Raw genomic sequence first — 15793 nt, forward strand, 5'->3', positions numbered from 1 at the left:
CACGCTTAACGAAATCCTACCTGAAATGTTCCGTCGACCGACGACCCGGTCATCACGCTTTAGCGATGACCGGGTGATGCCGGAAAGGGCTAGTCCAGATCGGCAACCGCCTGCCCTGCCCCGCCTTCGATGCGCTGCGACAGCGACGCTTCCATGAAGTCGTCGAGGTCGCCGTCGAGGACGTCGGACGGGCTGGTGCTTTCGACGCCGGTGCGCAGATCCTTCACCAGCTGATAAGGCTGGAGCACGTAGGAGCGGATCTGGTGACCCCAGCCGATGTCGGTCTTGGCCGATTCCGTCGCGTTGGCGATGGCTTCGCGCTTCTTCAGCTCTTCCTCATAGAGGCGCGAGCGCAACATTTCCCAGGCCTTGGCCTTGTTCTTGTGCTGCGAACGTTCGGCCTGGCAGGCAACAGCGATGCCGGTGGCGATGTGTGTGATGCGCACCGCCGAGTCGGTGGTGTTGACGTGCTGGCCGCCGGCGCCCGACGAACGGTAGGTGTCGATGCGCACATCCGATTCCGAGACGTCGATCTCGATCGAATCGTCGACCACCGGGTAGACCCAGATGCTCGAGAACGAAGTGTGGCGGCGCGCATTGCTGTCATAGGGCGAAATGCGGACCAGGCGGTGGACGCCCGATTCCGTCTTCAGCCAGCCATAGGCGTTGTGGCCCTTGATCAGCAGCGTGGCAGACTTGATGCCGGCCTCTTCGCCGTCATGGACTTCCAGTACCTCGACCTTGAACCGGCGACGTTCTGCCCAGCGCGTGTACATGCGCAAGAGCATGTTGGCCCAGTCCTGGCTCTCGGTGCCGCCGGCACCAGCGTGCACTTCGAGATAGGTGTCGTTCTGGTCAGCTTCGCCCGACAGCAGCGACTCGATCTGGCGCGCCCGGATCTCGCCGGCCAGCGAACGGATGGCGGTTTCCGCTTCGCTGATGATGTCAGCGTCGCCTTCTTCCTCGCCCATCTCGATCAGGCCGATATTGTCGTCCAGCGCCTGGCTCAGGCCCTTGATGGCCTTGATGTTGTCGTCGAGCGACTGGCGCTCGCGCATCAGCTTCTGGGCTTCCTGCGGGTCGTTCCAGAGGTTGCCGTCCTCTGCCCGCATGTTCAGGTAATCAAGTCGTTTTACCGCTTGATCCCAGTCAAAGATGCCTCCTCAGCAGGGTTATCGCCTGCCTGATTTCGTCGACAATGTTCTGCGTTTCCGCGCGCATGGAGATTGCTTCTTTTTGCTTGTTTCGCGCCCGAAGGCGGCTGTTGAATCCGCGCGGAACATAGGGATGAGGTCGTCCCCTGTAAAGCAAAATGGGCAGGCGCCTTCAGCTCTGCCCATCCGCCATGTCACTGCGTCGATCACCTAGCCGGCATAGGCCGCTTCAAGCCTGGCGACGTCGATCTTGGTCATTTGCAGCATCGCCTGCATGACCCTGGCAGCCCTGGCGCCATCGGGGTCGCCCAGCAGGCGCGGCAATGCCTCGGGGATGACCTGCCACGAAAGCCCGAATTTGTCCTTCAACCAGCCACACTGACCCGGCTGGCCGCCCTCGGACAGCTTGTGCCAGAAATGGTCGACCTCGGCCTGGTCCTTGCAGTCGATGCTCATCGAGATCGCTTCGGTGAACTTGAACATCGGACCGCCGTTCAGCGCGGTGAACTGCAGTCCTTCGAGCTCGAACTCGGCCACCATGACACTGCCGGCAGGCCCGGGACCAGCCTCGCCATAGCGGGTCATCTTGCCGACTTTGGAGTTGCGGAAAACCGACGTGTAGAACGTCACCGCCTCTTCAGCCTGGTTGTCGAACCACAGGAACGGGCTGATCTTCTGCATCATCTTCTCCTCACTGAATTTGCAATTGTCTCGCCGTTTCCTGCCGGCTGTCGCGTCCGACACCTCGACAGAGCAGGTTCCGGCAGGGCTTCGGACCGCTCGCGTTCCCGCATGACATCAGGCTCGAACAGCATTCTATAACTAAAAGGATATATAACTATTTGGATATTATCAAGCGAGGCTACAAACAAAATGCGCGCGGCCAAGCCACGCGCATTTGTCGGTTCCCTTCGATGTGCCAGCTGATGCCGGCCGATCGGTGCCTAATAGAGGCCGCCGCCGCCTTCGCTGATGGCCTTGCTGGCCTGCGGCGACAGCGCTTCGCCGTAGCCATTGGTGCCGTCTTCGCCCATGCCGATGACCCAGTAGCTGTCGGCAGGTCCGGTGCCCGGCTTGAAGGCCTCCATGATGGTGCCCGGCGCGCCCTCGGCTGCCTGCATGCCGGTCTTGCGATCGATCGAGATCAGCTTCATGCCGGCTGGAACGACGAAGTCGCTCTTGGGCGTGCCGTCGAGTGCCGTCGTCATGAAATCCTTGAACACCGGCGCGGCAAGGCCGCCACCCGTGGTGCCCTTGCCGAGCCCCTGCGGCTTGTCATAGCCCATATACAGTCCGACAACGAGGTTCGGCGTATAGCCGACGAACCAGGCGTCCTTCTCGTCGTTGGTCGTTCCGGTCTTGCCGGCGATCGGACGATTGAGCGACAGCAGCGTCGTTGCGGTACCACGCAGGACAACGCCCTCCAGCATCGAGGTGATCTGGTAGGCGGTCATCGGGTCGAGCACCTGCTCGGAATTGTCGACAAGTTCCGGCTCGGGCTGATTGGCCCATTCCGTGGCGACGCATCCCTCGCAGCCGCGCTCATCATGCTTGAACACGGTCTTGCCGTAGCGGTCCTGAATGCGGTCGATCAGCGACGGCTTGATCTGGCGGCCGCCATTGGCCATCACGGCATAGGCCGAAACCATGCGCATGACGGTGGTTTCGCCCGCACCCAGCGCCATCGGCAGATAGGGCGCCAGCTTGTCGTAGACACCGAAGCGCTCGGCGTATTCGGCAACCGTCTTCATACCCATGTCATTGGCGAGGCGCACCGTCATCAGGTTGCGCGAGCGCTCGATGCCGGCGCGCAGGGTCGACGGGCCAGCCGCCTTGCCGTCATAGTTCTTCGGCGACCAGCTGGTATTGCCCGACTGGATGGTGATCGGGCCGTCCATGATCACCGAGGCCGGCGTGTAACCGTTGTCGAGTGCTGCCGCGTAGACGAACGGCTTGAAGGCCGAACCTGGCTGGCGCATCGCCTGGGTCGCGCGGTTGAACTCGGACTGCGAGTAGGAGAAGCCGCCGACCATGGCGAGCACGCGGCCGGTGTGCGGGTCCATGGCGACGAGGCCGCCCGACACCTCCGGCACCTGGCGCAACGCATAGCTGTCGCCTTCGTTCTTCTCGACATAGATGACGTCGCCGGCCTTCAGCACTTCGGAGGGCGAGTTGGCCTTCACGCGCTTTCCGTCGGCGACGTAGCGCATGGCAAAGCTCATGTCGTCTTTCGAAACGGTGCTCGTCTCGCGCTCCTTGGACAGCGCGCCTGATATCTCGCGCTTGGGCTGCAAGCCGATATCGAGGCCCGTCTTCGTGGCGTCGAGCACCACGGCGAGACGCCATTCCGGAATGTCGTCCAGCGCCTTGACCTCGCCGAGCGCCGTGCCCCAGTCAGCAGATATGTCGATGCTCTTGACCGGGCCGCGATAGCCGCGCAGGCGATCATATTTCTCCAGGCCCGACTGCATGGCCTTGCGTGCCATGGCCTGCAGTTTCGGATCAAGCGTGGTGCGGACAGACAGGCCGCCTTCATAGAGCGCGTCCTGGCCGTAGCGCGCGATCAGCTCGCGGCGCACTTCCTCGGTGAAGTATTCGCCGGCGAAGACATAGGTGCCGGTCCGGCGCGGCGTCACGCCAAGCGGCGAGGCCTTGGCCTTGTCGCCTTCTTCGCGCGACACGTAGCCGTTGGCGACCATCTGGTCGACCACCCAGTTGCGGCGCTCGATGGCACGGTCGGCATATTTGAACGGGTGATAGTTCGACGGGCCCTTCGGCAGCGCGGCGAGATAGGCGGCTTCAGCGACGGTCAGCTCGTTGACCGACTTGTCGAAATAGGTCAGCGCGGCACCCGCGATGCCGTAGGCACCGAGCCCGAAGAATATCTCGTTGACGTAAAGTTCGAGGATGCGGTCCTTCGAGTAGGCCTGCTCGATGCGGAAGGCCAGCACCATTTCCTTGATCTTGCGCTCGTAGGTCTGGTCCGAGCTCAGGAGGAAGTTCTTGGCGACCTGCTGGGTGATGGTCGACGCACCGACCTGGCGGCGGCCGGAACCGAAATTCTGGAAGTTGGTCAGCACGGCGCGCCCAAGGCCGGTCACGTCAATGCCGGGGTGATTGTAGAAGTTCTTGTCCTCGGCCGACAGGAACGCCGCCTTGACGCGATCAGGCACGGCCTGGATCGGCAGGTAGAGCCGGCGCTCACGCGCGAATTCACCCATCAGCGCGCCGTCCGAAGCGTGCACACGCGTCGTCACCGGCGGCTCGTATTTGGCGAGCACCTCGTAGTCGGGAAGCTCCTTGGTCAGCTGGCCGAGATAGATCGCCACGCCAGCTGCGACGACGAGCGCAAGCGTCGTGCCGATGCCGAAGAAATAGCCGATAAGACGAATCATGCCCGCTCCAGTACAAGGTCCGGGGATTCCCTAAACCAACCCGCCATCATCGCAAGCCGCAGGTACTGTCCCGATCCGCTAACGGCCACCCATGTCGCGCGGTTGTGGACAAAATACGGCAACAGCCCGCAAGCGCCAAATATTCTGGCCGAAAACACTAGAAATGCCCGTTCCGCCGCTTGCCGGCAATGCCAGCAAGCATGCCAGGCAAGTCGACTCAGCCGCCGGTTGCGCCGCGCTCGGCAACAAAGGCTGCCACCGCCTTGGAAATGCTCGTCGCGGCCTTCTCGCGCCAGTCGGCGCTGCGCAGTTGCTCTTCGTCCTGCGGATTGGAGAGATAGCCGAGCTCGACGAGGACCGACGGCACATCAGGCGCCTTCAGCACCCGGAAGCCGGCCGAACGATGCGGGTTGTTGATCATGCCGACCGTCGGCGACAACTCACCGACCAGCGAGCGCGCGAAACGCGTCGAAAAGCCATGCGTCTCGCGCCGGATCAGATCGACAAGAATGTCGGATACCGCGTGGTCTTCTTCGGCGACATCGACGCCAGCCAGTTGGTCTGAGAGGTTTTCGCGATCAGCCAGTGCCTGCGCGTCGGCGTCGGAGGCCTTGTCCGAGACGGTGTAGACGGTGGCACCTCGGATACCCTTGAGCCGGATCGTGTCGGCATGGATCGAAATGAACAGGTCGGCTTCCTGCTGACGCGCGATGCGAACACGGTCGTCGAGGCGGAGAAACTCGTCACCTTCGCGGGTCAGGACGACCTTGTAGGCCTTGTTGGCGGCGAGCTTGGCCTGCAGCTCCTTGGCGAAGGCGAGCGTGACCGTCTTCTCGACAGTGCCATTCAGGCCTTCGGCGCCACCGTCGATGCCGCCGTGGCCAGGATCGAGCACGATGGTGAACGGGCGGTCGCCGCGATGCGCGATCTTGCCGAGCCTGTCGGTCTTGGGTGTCGTCGAACCTGTCGTTTCAGCCTGGATGGCCAGCGCGGCATCGAACTCGCGCTCCGAGGCGGCGGCGATGTCGGCAACCAGGCGATAACCCGATCCGTCTTCATTCTTGAGAATGTCGACCTTCTCGACGTTGAACGGCCCCTTCGAGGTCACGATCAACCGCGAGGCGCCCTCGCCCGCGGCGCCATAACGCACGCTTTTGATGAGACCGCGCGGCTTCAAGTCCCTGGCGTCGATCGCGAGCGTCGCACCAGGAAGATCAACGACAAGTCGATGCGGGCTACGCAGCAAGAACCACTTCGGTTCGGGTTCCTTGTCGAAATTCATGACGATGCGCATATGAGTCGCGTCACCCGCCATCTTGTAGTCGAGCGTCCTGATCGTGTCGGCGGCGATTACCGGCTGGCAAAAGATGCCGGCAAAGATGGTGAGGAACGCCAAAGCCGCGAACACGATGCGGCGAACCGCGCCGCCGGGCTGAGTGCCCCCGAACGGGAAGCTCTTGCCAGTCAATGCCGCAGGCCCCATCTCAGTCTTGCCGCTCCAAAAGCAGGCGTACAGTCATTGCACGCCGTTACCATTCGCAGGCCGAACAGGCGGCCCCTCGATTAACGAGTGGTAACCAGAGAAGGTTAACCGAGTCTTTGTCGGAATGCTCCCCCCGACGTCGCCGCATCCGCCTTTGCCGGCATCGGAAATCAGGGTTGCGCTCAGTCTCGCCAAATCATAAAAGCGACATTGGATCACTGCAATCCAGGGCCCGCGCCCCCAGCGCCTTCCGCTAGGGAACCACGCGACGAGCGATGGCCCGGCTCGCAACAGAGACAGTTTCAGTGATCGCGACGAGATTCGCAGGCGCGGCCCGTGGCGGGGTAGCGACTGCGTTGGAAAAACGGCCCGGGCACCGTTCCGCGCCGGCTCTGTAAGAGCAAAGTAGCTGGTCCGGATTCCCGGGCTTCGATTTGAAACAAGGTTCCGCAAGGTCACGCATTGGCCACAGACGCAATCATGGACTGGTCCGCAGGTAACCGCGCCATCACGGCAGCGGGCGGCACCGCCATGGCGTTTTGGCTGCGACCGGCGGGCGCAAAATCATCCGGCACCCCCATTTCAGCGACCCCACGGCGGCGGACGAGTTCCCGCAGGCCGCAGCTGACGGCTGCCGGGAGGACAAATAATGCCCAACAAGATGCTGATAGACGCCTCCCACCCGGAGGAAACACGGGTTGTCGTTGTTCGCGGTAACCGTATTGAAGAATTTGATTTCGAATCACAGGACAAGAAGCAGCTCAAAGGAAACATCTACCTCGCCCGCGTAACGCGGGTTGAGCCGTCTCTCCAGGCTGCCTTTGTCGAGTATGGCGGAAACCGTCACGGCTTCCTCGCCTTCAGCGAAATCCATCCCGACTATTACCAGATTCCGGTTGCCGATCGGCAGGCGCTGCTGCGCGCCGAGGCGGAAGAAGCCGAGGACGAGGACGACGAAAACAACGACGGCGACGAGAGCAAGAGCCAGGATCGTAACCGTGGCCGCCGCAGGCGCCGCGGCGGCAAGAACCGTGACCGCAACGACGAGAACAAGCCGGAGGGTTCGGGCGACGACGACAGCGCGTCTTCCGAGGACGATGGCGATTCGATCGCCGCAAGCGATGCTTCGGACGCCAATGGTGACGAGCACGCCACAGAGACGTCCAGCGATGAAGGCAATGGCGGTTCCGACGAGCGCGAACCGACGTCGATCGCCGCATCGGTCGATGCCGACGTCGTGTCCGAGCGGGCTCCTGAGCCGACGGTCACCGAAAACGAAAACGGCGGCGTGATCGAGGAAGTGCATTCGACCCATCACGACGATCACGAGATCGAATCGGTCGGCGCCGAAGACGCACTCGAAGAGGTGCGCAACCGCCGCAAGCCGGTTCGCCGCCACTACAAGATCCAGGAAGTCATCAAGCGCCGCCAGATCCTGCTGGTCCAGGTGGTCAAGGAAGAGCGCGGCAACAAGGGCGCTGCTCTCACGACCTACCTGTCGCTCGCCGGCCGCTACTCGGTGCTGATGCCCAACACGGCACGCGGCGGCGGCATTTCGCGCAAGATCACCAACGCCCAGGACCGCAAGCGTCTGAAGGAGGTCGTTGCCGATCTCGAAGTGCCGAAGGGCATGGGCGTCATCCTGCGCACCGCAGGTGAAAGCCGCACCAAGGCCGAGATCAAGCGCGACTACGAGTACCTGATGCGCCTGTGGGAGAACGTCCGCAGCCTGACGCTGCAGTCGACGGCCCCGGCACTGGTCTATGAGGAGGGCAGCCTGATCAAGCGATCGGTGCGCGACCTCTACAACAAGGACATCGACGAGGTTCTGGTCGCCGGCGAAGACGGCTATCGAGAGGCCAAGGACTTCATGCGCATGCTGATGCCCAGCCATGCCAAGGTCGTCCAGCCTTACCGCGACATCACGCCGATCTTCGTACGCAGCGGCATCGAATCGCAGCTCGAACGTATGGTCCAGCCGCAGGTGACGCTGAAGTCGGGCGGCTACATCATCATCAACCAGACCGAAGCGCTGGTTGCCATCGACGTCAACTCCGGGCGCTCCACCAAGGAGCACTCGATCGAGGAAACCGCCCTTCACACCAACCTTGAAGCCGCCGAGGAAGTCGCGCGCCAGCTCAGGCTGCGCGATCTCGCCGGCCTGATCGTCATCGACTTCATCGACATGGAGGAGAACCGCAACAACCGTGCGGTCGAAAAGAAGCTCAAGGACTGCCTGAAGAACGACCGCGCCCGCATCCAGGTCGGCCGCATCTCGCATTTCGGCCTGATGGAGATGTCGCGCCAGCGCATCCGCGCCAGCGTGCTGGAATCGACGATGAAGCCCTGCCCGCATTGCGGCGGAACCGGTCATGTCCGTTCGGACTCGTCGGTGGCACTCCAGGTCGTGCGCGCGATCGAAGAGTTCCTGCTCAAGGACTCGCGCAGCCACATCACGGTCAAGACGCCGGTTGCGACCGCGCTCTACGTGCTCAACCACAAGCGCTCGACGCTGGTCGATCTCGAAAACCGCTTCGGTGTGACCGTCACACTCGAGGCCGATGACAGCGTCGGTTCGCAGAACCACGCCATCTTCCGCGGTGCCATTGCCGAGAAGCCGGCAAACTTCGCCCTGCCCGTCGCAGCTCCGGCCTATGAAGAGCCAGAGGAAATCGAAGACGAGATCGTCGAAGAGGAAGCAGAGACCGTCGTCGTCGAGGCGCAGCCCGCCCGCGCGCCGCAGCCGGCTGCGGCCGAAGGCGGCGAGCAGCACGACCGCAAGCGGCGCAAGCGCCGGCGTCGCCGTGGCGGCCGCGACCGTGACCGCGAGCATGGCGCTCCTCAGGAAGGTGCCGTCGTCGCTGGCGAGGCCAACGAAGCCGAAGATGGCGAAGAGGACGTCGCCGCTGAAGCCGTTGTGTCCGAGGAAGCCGGTGAAATCGCCGCTGTCGACGCAAGCGCTGCCGAAGATGCCGCCGCCAAGAAGCGCCGTCGCGGCAAGCGTGGCGGTAAGCGTAACCGCAAGGAAGACGACGAGCAGTCGGCGGAAGGTAGCGAACAGGTCGCAGGCGACGAAGGCGCCGCTGCCGAAACCGTTGCCAGCGAAGTCGTGACGGCGGAAGTGGCGGTGGTCGAGGTTGCCGCTGAAGAGCCGGAGGCCGTCATCGAAGCCAAGCCGAAGAAGGCGCCGCGCCGCTCGGCAAAGGCCAAGAAGGCTGAGGCCGAAGCAGCAGCCGCTGAAGCGCCCGCCGCCGAAGTCGTTGCCGAGGCTGCAGCGCCGGAAGCTGAAACGAAGCCCGGAAAGAAGGCGGCAAAGCCGCGTGCGCCACGTCGCAAGGCTGCCGCAGCCCCAGCCGAGGATGAGGTCGTCTCCGAAGCCCCCAGCACTGAACCCCCTGCCGCGGCTGCAATCGCGCCTGCGACGCCTGTCGTCACCTCGGTCGTCGAGACCGAAGAAGCTGCCGCTGGCGAAGCCAAGCCGAAAAAAGGCGGCTGGTGGCAGCGCAAGGGCTTTTTCTAATCTTCGATTTTTCCGACATTAAAGACCCCGGCCAGCATTCGCTGGCCGGGGTCTTCAATTTGTGAGATTATTTTGCTTGCCGTCCGACACCATTTGCACCGATATACGGCTCAGCAAATGGTTAGACTCATATTTTGCTTTTAATACTGCCCGGAGAGACGGCCGATGACGAGTGATAGCAAGATCGACATCCTAGGACTGACTGCCCATATCGTCAGCGCCTATGTAGAGAACAACAAGGTTCCTGCAACTGGCCTGCCAGAGTTGATCGCCAGCATCAACGCCTCGATCCTGTCGCTCGATCAGCCCGCCGAAGAACCTGTCGAAGCCCAGCAGCCGGCGGTGAACCCGAAGCGCTCGGTTCACCCCGACTACATCGTCTGCCTGGAGGACGGAAAGAAGTTCAAGTCGCTCAAGCGCCATCTCTCGGTTCATTTCGGGCTGACACCCGAAGAATATCGCGCCAAGTGGGGCCTGCCGGCCGATTATCCGATGGTCGCGCCGAACTATGCCGCTGCGCGCTCTCAGCTCGCAAGGTCGCTCGGCCTCGGGCGAAAGGCAGCTTCCGCGTCCTCGAAGGCGGCGTCAGCACCTGCCAAGACACGCGGCCGCGCCAAGAAGGCATAATCTCCGGGAATTCAGTTACGCGCTTCGGGCCTCCCGGAGCGCGTTTTTTGTTGCGCAGTTTTTATGCGGCGACCACGTCCGCCGAAAAACGCAGTTCGCGCATCGGTCGCACGCGCTGCGTCGTCCGGTCATAGATCGGATCGGCCTTGTAGGCGTCCAGCGCCGCCTGGTCGGCAAACTCTGCATAAACGACGATGTCGATCTCGTCGGAGTACCAGTCGACCTTGGTGTTGACGGTCACTTCGAAGACCGTGGAATGCGGAATGCTGCCAAGCGCCGACAATTCCTCGCGGATCATCTCGACGTCCTGTTTCTGCCGCGCACTGAAAAACACGATGTGCCGGATCAAGCCGCGACTCCTTCTGCTGCTTTCGCTGGCGCCTTTTGGGTCGGCTTTCAGCCGGCGTCAATCGGGCAAAAGGCAGCAGCGGATGTCGGACAGCAGATCTGTCAGCCGGTGACCATCCTGACGACGCGATGCACCTCGCGTACACCTTTGGCGGTCGCGTCGCCGTGGTTGTAGAGCATGTCCCAGATGAGGAACAAGGCGACGCACATGATCGCAATGACGTAGCGAATTTGATGTCCTCCCCTGAGCGGCGCAGCAGCCTGGGAAACGATATGCGCCGTCGGCTCACCTTAGAGCATTAGCGTACTCTAATAACAAAGGAAATCGACGCTGCACGGGATTGCATCAGGGCAATCCCGGAGGGCTCCCCTCTGGCATATCAGCGCTTGCCAGATGTCACTTGAAGTTGGAGATTTTGACGGTGAAGATCACGACAGATTCACCGCAGCACGCGGAAGTCTTGGCGGATCCAAGCCAAGTCGATCGCGAGCTGACCGGAGATGCGTCCGGCGGCGCGTCCCCGATCAGATGAGCGAACGGTGCACTGGCTTGGAGCAACGCGCCCGACACGCCGTATCGGGCAGCAACTTTGGGACGTCGAGATGGCCCAGCGTAACGCGGACGGTTTCACGAATCAGGGCGTGACGAAGCTTCACGAAGGCAATGTCGCGGACTTTGCCAGAGGTTTGCCGGCGCGCGTACGTATGACGCTGTCTGCAGCACTGCATCTGCCGCGCGGTTCGCTCAAGGTGAAGATGCCTGACGGACGCAGCATCCTGGTCGGCGGTAAGGCGCCAGGACCGGAAGCGGAGATTGTCCTGCACAACTGGAAGCTACCGTCGCGCGCCTTCAGCGGCGGCACGATCGGGGTCGCGGAATCCTACATCGACGGCGACTGGGACAGCCCCGACGTCACCAGCTTCCTCGAGTTGTTCGTGGTCAACAGCGAAGCCGGCGAAGGTGTCGCCGGCGGCGCCAACTGGCTGCTGACAACCATTCAGCGCATTCGTCACTGGCTGAACGACAACACCCGCACCGGCTCGAAGAAGAACATTTCCGCGCATTACGACCTTGGCAACGCCTTCTACAGTCAGTGGCTCGACCCGAGCATGACATACTCGTCGGGGCTTTTTGCCACCGGCGCCAATGATCTTGCCGGCGCGCAGACCGAAAAGTACCGGGCGCTGGCGCGCGACACCGGTATCGGCCCGAATGACCATGTGCTGGAGATCGGCTGCGGCTGGGGCGGCTTCGCCGAGTTTGCGGCGCGCGAGATCGGCTGCAAGGTGACCGGGCTCACGATCAGCCGCGAGCAGTTCGACTTTGCCCAGAAGCGCATCCACAATGCCGGGCTTGCCGACAAGGTCGAGCTCAAGCTGCAGGATTATCGCGACGAGACCGGCCGCTACGACCGCATCGCATCGATCGAGATGTTCGAGGCCGTCGGCGAAAAATACTGGCCGGCCTTCTTTGCCAAGATGAAGCAGTGCCTGCCCTCGGGCGGCACGGCGGGCCTGCAGATCATCACCATCAATGAGGCGGCCTATCCCGTGTACCGGAAGCGGCCGGATTTCATCCAGCGCTACGTCTTTCCCGGTGGCATGCTGCCGACGCCGACGCTGCTCAAGTCGCTCGGCACCGAGCACGGCCTCGACTATCTGCGCGAGCGCGTCTTTCCGCAGGATTATGCCCGTACCCTCGCCGAATGGCGCACCCGCTTCTGGTCGTCCTGGGAGCGCATCGTGCCGCTCGGCTTCGACGATCGCTTCAAGAAGCTCTGGGAGTTTTATCTCCATTATTGCGAGGCAGGCTTCCGCGCCGAGTATATCGACGTCAGGCAAGTGGTCTACAAGGCCTAGGCGCGTTAAGCTAAACAGGACAAGGGGCGGAGACCGGTGCTCTTCGCCCCCGTCTCGATTTGACTAGGCCTGACCTGCGCAAGAATCAGCGACGTTCTTCCTGCTTGTAATCTTCGATCTCGGCACATCCAAGGCCGCAATTCCCGATGAATTCTTGAAATAGTCTTCAATTTGCGCATTTCCGCCGTGAAAATGCCTGCTCGCTCCTCTGTATCATTGTCTCGGTCGGGGCAACGGAGGGACAACCTGGCATGCGCAAGCGCAATATTATCTTGCTTCTGGTCGTTACGGCCGCTGGAGCCGTCTATCTCAACAACACGTCGCTGCTCTCGGACCGAGCCGCCGGAAAGCCCGTGGTGCTGGCCCATCGCGGGCTGGCGCAGGAATATGATCGTACCGGACTGACCAACGACACCTGCACTGCCGAGCGCATGCTTCCGCCTCGGCACGACTATCTCGAAAACACCGTACGTTCGATGGACGCAGCCTTCAGGCGTGGCGCCGACGTGCTGGAACTCGACGTGCACCCCACCACCGACGGCAAGTTCGCGGTCTTCCACGACTGGACCGTAGATTGCCGCACCGAAGGCAACGGCGAGACGCGCAGCCATTCGATGGCGGATCTCAAGAAGCTCGATGTCGGCTATGGCTACACCGCCGACGGTGGCAAGACGTATCCCTTTCGTGGCCAGGGTGTCGGCCTGATGCCATCGCTCGACGAAGTGATGGAGCGGTTCCCCGATCGGCGCTTCCACATCAACGTCAAAAGCAACGACGCCAAGGAGGGTGAGGCATTGGCGGCCTTCCTGTCGGCCCTGCCCAGGGAACGCCAGGCCGCCCTGACCATCGTTGGTGGCGACAGGCCGTTGCAGGCGGTCAAGGCCGCCCTGCCCGACATGCGGACCCTCAGCAAAAAGTCGCTGACCCGCTGCCTGCTACGCTACGCGGGGCTCGGCTGGAGCGGCTACGTGCCGGAAGACTGCCGCGGCACGACGCTTGGCGTACCGATCAACTTCGCACCGTGGCTGTGGGGTTGGCCGGACCGCTTCCTCGACCGGATGGAAAGTGCCGGCACCAACGTCTACCTGTTCGGCCCTTATCACGGCGGCGGCTTCTCCGATGGCATCGACGACCCCGCCATCATCGAAACGCTACCAGCCGGCTATTCGGGCGGCATTTCGACCGACGCACTCGAGCTGGTCATGCCGGCACTCGAACGCCGGAGCAACTGACCAACCTTTGCGCAGATGAAAGGGCCGGCCGGATTGCTCCAGCCGCCCTCCCCAATCAGGTTCCTAATCTCAGAGCGTGATGCGGTATTTGGCAAAACCCTCTGCGCCGTCGCCCGCCGGCTCGATCTTGACCGCCTTGACCTCTGATATGTGGTCCTTGGCCTTGGGGCCGGTCTCGAAGATTACCGAGGCCCCCGCAACCGGCGCGAACGACCAGTTGGAGTCGGCAGACGGATTGATCGTGCCCTGGTCGACGATGTAGCGCACGATCACGTCGCGGTTGGTGTCGGGTGCCTCGAAGACAAGCTTCGACGCGTTGATCTCGGGGAAGTTGCCGCCGCCGCCGGCGCGATAGTTGTTCGACGCGACAACGAATTTCGCTGCGGGATCGATCGGCTTGCCCTCGAACATCAGATCGACGATGCGATTGGAGTTCGCATCCAGGACCACACCCTTCGGATCGTACTTCGGCGGCTGCGCCAGGTCGATTCTGTAGGTCACGCCGTCAATGACGTCGAAATTGTAGGACGGGAAGTCTGGATTGATCAGCACCTGGTCGGCCTTGCCAGGCTCGATCCTGTTGAAGATGCCGGCCGACATTTCCAGCCACTCCTTGACTTGGGCGCCGGTCACCGCAACCGCCTGCACCGTGTTGGGATAGAGGTAAAGGTCGGCGACGTTCTTAATCGCGACGGCGCCGGCCGGGACATCGGTGTAATAATCCGGCCCGCCACGTCCGCCCGACTTGAAGGGTGCCGCGGCCGAGAGCACCGGCAGGTCCTTGTGCTCGGTGTCCTTGAGCATGTCCTTGATGTACCAGATCTGCGCCTGGCTCACGATCTGGACCGAAGGATCGTCGGCAACCAGGGCGAAATAGGAATAGAGCGGCGCCGACGTCTTGCCCACGGGCGTGCGCACATAGGCGAGTGTCGCCTCATGCTCCTCCTTCGCGGCAGCCTCGACCGCGGCCTTGCTCTCGACCGTCGGCACCACCTTCTTGTCGACACGCTTGGAGATCGGACGCGCCTCGCTGGTCGAGCTGACCACCTTCCAGCTGTTGCTGTCGCGTTCCAGCAAAAGGTCGATCAGGCCAAGATGCGAGCCCCAGAAGCCGCCCATCACGCCCGGCTTGCCGTTGATCGTGCCCTTGGCGTTATCGAGCCCCTCGACCTTGTCGAATTTTGGTCCGGGGAAATCGAGATGGCTGTGGCCGGTGACGATCGCATCTATGCCATCGACGCCGGCCAGCAGGATGGAGGCGTTTTCGAGATTTTCGGCTGCCTGCGGCGTGCCCATGCCGGAGTGCGAGAGCGCGATGACGATGTCGGCGCCCTGCTCGCGGATCTCGGGCACCCAGGCCTGGGCTGCCTTGACGATATCGCGGGTCATCGCCTTGCCGTGCAAATGGCGCGAATCCCAGGTCATCACCTGGGGCGGCACGAAGCCGATCAGGCCGATGCGGATCGGATGCTCCGCACCCGAGCCATCCTTCACCTTTTTGTCGAGGATCACATAGGGCTTGAGGAACAACTCGTCCTTGGTCGCGTCTGCGGCGAGCGCGCCCTTTGTCAGGTTGGAGCAGACGACGGGGAAGTTCGCGCCGGCGAGCACCTTGAACATGTAGTCGAGGCCGTAGTTGAACTCGTGGTTGCCCAGCGTCGAGCAATCATAGCCCAGCGTGTTCATCGCCTTGATGATCGGATGGACGTCGCCATCCTTCATGCCGCGCTGATAAGCCATGTAGTCGCCCATCGGGTTGCCCTGCAGGAAATCGCCATTGTCGACCAGGATCGAGTTGGCGGCTTCAGCGCGGATGGCGTCGATGATCGAAGCGGTGCGGGCAACGCCCATCGTGTCGTTCGGCTTGTCGGCATAGTAGTCATAGGGAAACACGTGGACATGCAGATCGGTGGTTTCCATGATGCGGAGATGCGCCTGATTTGCCTGGGCGCGTGCCGAAAAGGGATGGAGCATCACAAGTGCACCCGCTGCAGCCGATCCCGCCAGGAAAGAACGACGAGATACAGGTTGATTCACGTTGGACATTTTCATTCTCCAGGAAATGAACTGACAGTATTTAGCCGGCGTCCCAAAGATCAAATGTCGCGCCAAAATTCACGCGAGTCCAGCCGACTCGTATGACACCCTCGCGACATTACTCGGGGAATGGATTG

The 15793-nt window shown here is 62.2% G+C and carries 10 protein-coding genes; 4 read left to right on the forward strand and 6 right to left on the reverse strand.

The features are described 5' to 3' along the window. Window positions 1-89: 89 nt before the first annotated feature. The 4 genes from prfB to Amn_RS15035 form a co-directional block, all read right to left on the reverse strand. Window positions 90-1221, reverse strand: a protein-coding gene (gene prfB, locus Amn_RS15020; RefSeq protein ID WP_154384183.1) for a peptide chain release factor 2 whose coding sequence is annotated in 2 segments (ribosomal slippage) — window positions 90-1154 and window positions 1156-1221 — 1131 coding nt in all. Because the reading frame shifts where the segments join, the coding sequence is not laid out codon by codon here. Window positions 1222-1364: 143 nt separating this feature from the next. Then, window positions 1365-1835, reverse strand: a complete 471-nt coding sequence (locus tag Amn_RS15025) for a VOC family protein (RefSeq protein WP_067966506.1) — start codon at window positions 1833-1835, stop codon at window positions 1365-1367. Window positions 1836-2098: 263 nt separating this feature from the next. Further along, window positions 2099-4549, reverse strand: coding sequence for a penicillin-binding protein 1A (locus Amn_RS15030; protein WP_067961823.1), 2451 nt, complete (start codon window positions 4547-4549; stop codon window positions 2099-2101). A 217-nt stretch (window positions 4550-4766) separates the two neighbouring features. Next, entirely contained in the window at window positions 4767-6032 is a 1266-nt protein-coding gene (locus tag Amn_RS15035) for an N-acetylmuramoyl-L-alanine amidase (protein WP_182575680.1), read from the reverse strand. 649 nt (window positions 6033-6681) lie between these two features. On the opposite strand from Amn_RS15035, the gene Amn_RS15040 reads away from it, so the two are divergent. After that, window positions 6682-9552 (forward strand): Rne/Rng family ribonuclease, encoded by a 2871-nt coding sequence (locus Amn_RS15040; protein ID WP_286290075.1) that lies wholly within the window; start codon window positions 6682-6684, stop codon window positions 9550-9552. A 165-nt stretch (window positions 9553-9717) separates the two neighbouring features. After that, entirely contained in the window at window positions 9718-10179 is a 462-nt protein-coding gene (locus Amn_RS15045; protein WP_286290076.1) for a Ros/MucR family transcriptional regulator, read from the forward strand. Between the two features lie 61 nt (window positions 10180-10240). Here Amn_RS15045 and Amn_RS15050 read toward each other — a convergent pair whose 3' ends face one another. Beyond that, window positions 10241-10528 carry a Dabb family protein gene (locus Amn_RS15050; RefSeq protein WP_154384181.1) on the reverse strand — a complete coding sequence of 96 codons (288 nt, stop codon included), beginning with the start codon at window positions 10526-10528 and terminating at the stop codon, window positions 10241-10243. 602 nt (window positions 10529-11130) lie between these two features. Here Amn_RS15050 and Amn_RS15055 point away from each other — a divergent pair. Continuing rightward, a complete protein-coding gene (locus Amn_RS15055) occupies window positions 11131-12387 on the forward strand; it encodes an SAM-dependent methyltransferase (protein WP_286290078.1) in 1257 nt (418 codons plus the stop codon). A gap of 251 nt (window positions 12388-12638) precedes the next feature. Beyond that, on the forward strand, window positions 12639-13619 hold the full coding sequence (locus Amn_RS15060; protein ID WP_286290080.1) for a glycerophosphodiester phosphodiesterase family protein: 981 nt from the start codon (window positions 12639-12641) through the stop codon (window positions 13617-13619). 69 nt (window positions 13620-13688) lie between these two features. On the opposite strand, the gene Amn_RS15065 is transcribed toward Amn_RS15060, so the two are convergent. Beyond that, the gene (locus Amn_RS15065; RefSeq protein WP_286290082.1) at window positions 13689-15665 is read right to left on the reverse strand and encodes a bifunctional 2',3'-cyclic-nucleotide 2'-phosphodiesterase/3'-nucleotidase; all 1977 of its coding nucleotides are present in this window, start codon (window positions 15663-15665) and stop codon (window positions 13689-13691) included. Window positions 15666-15793 lie beyond the last annotated feature (128 nt).

The sequence above is a fragment of the Aminobacter sp. Y103A genome (genome assembly GCF_030294925.1).
Taxonomy (GTDB): Bacteria; Pseudomonadota; Alphaproteobacteria; order Rhizobiales; family Rhizobiaceae; genus Aminobacter; species Aminobacter ciceronei.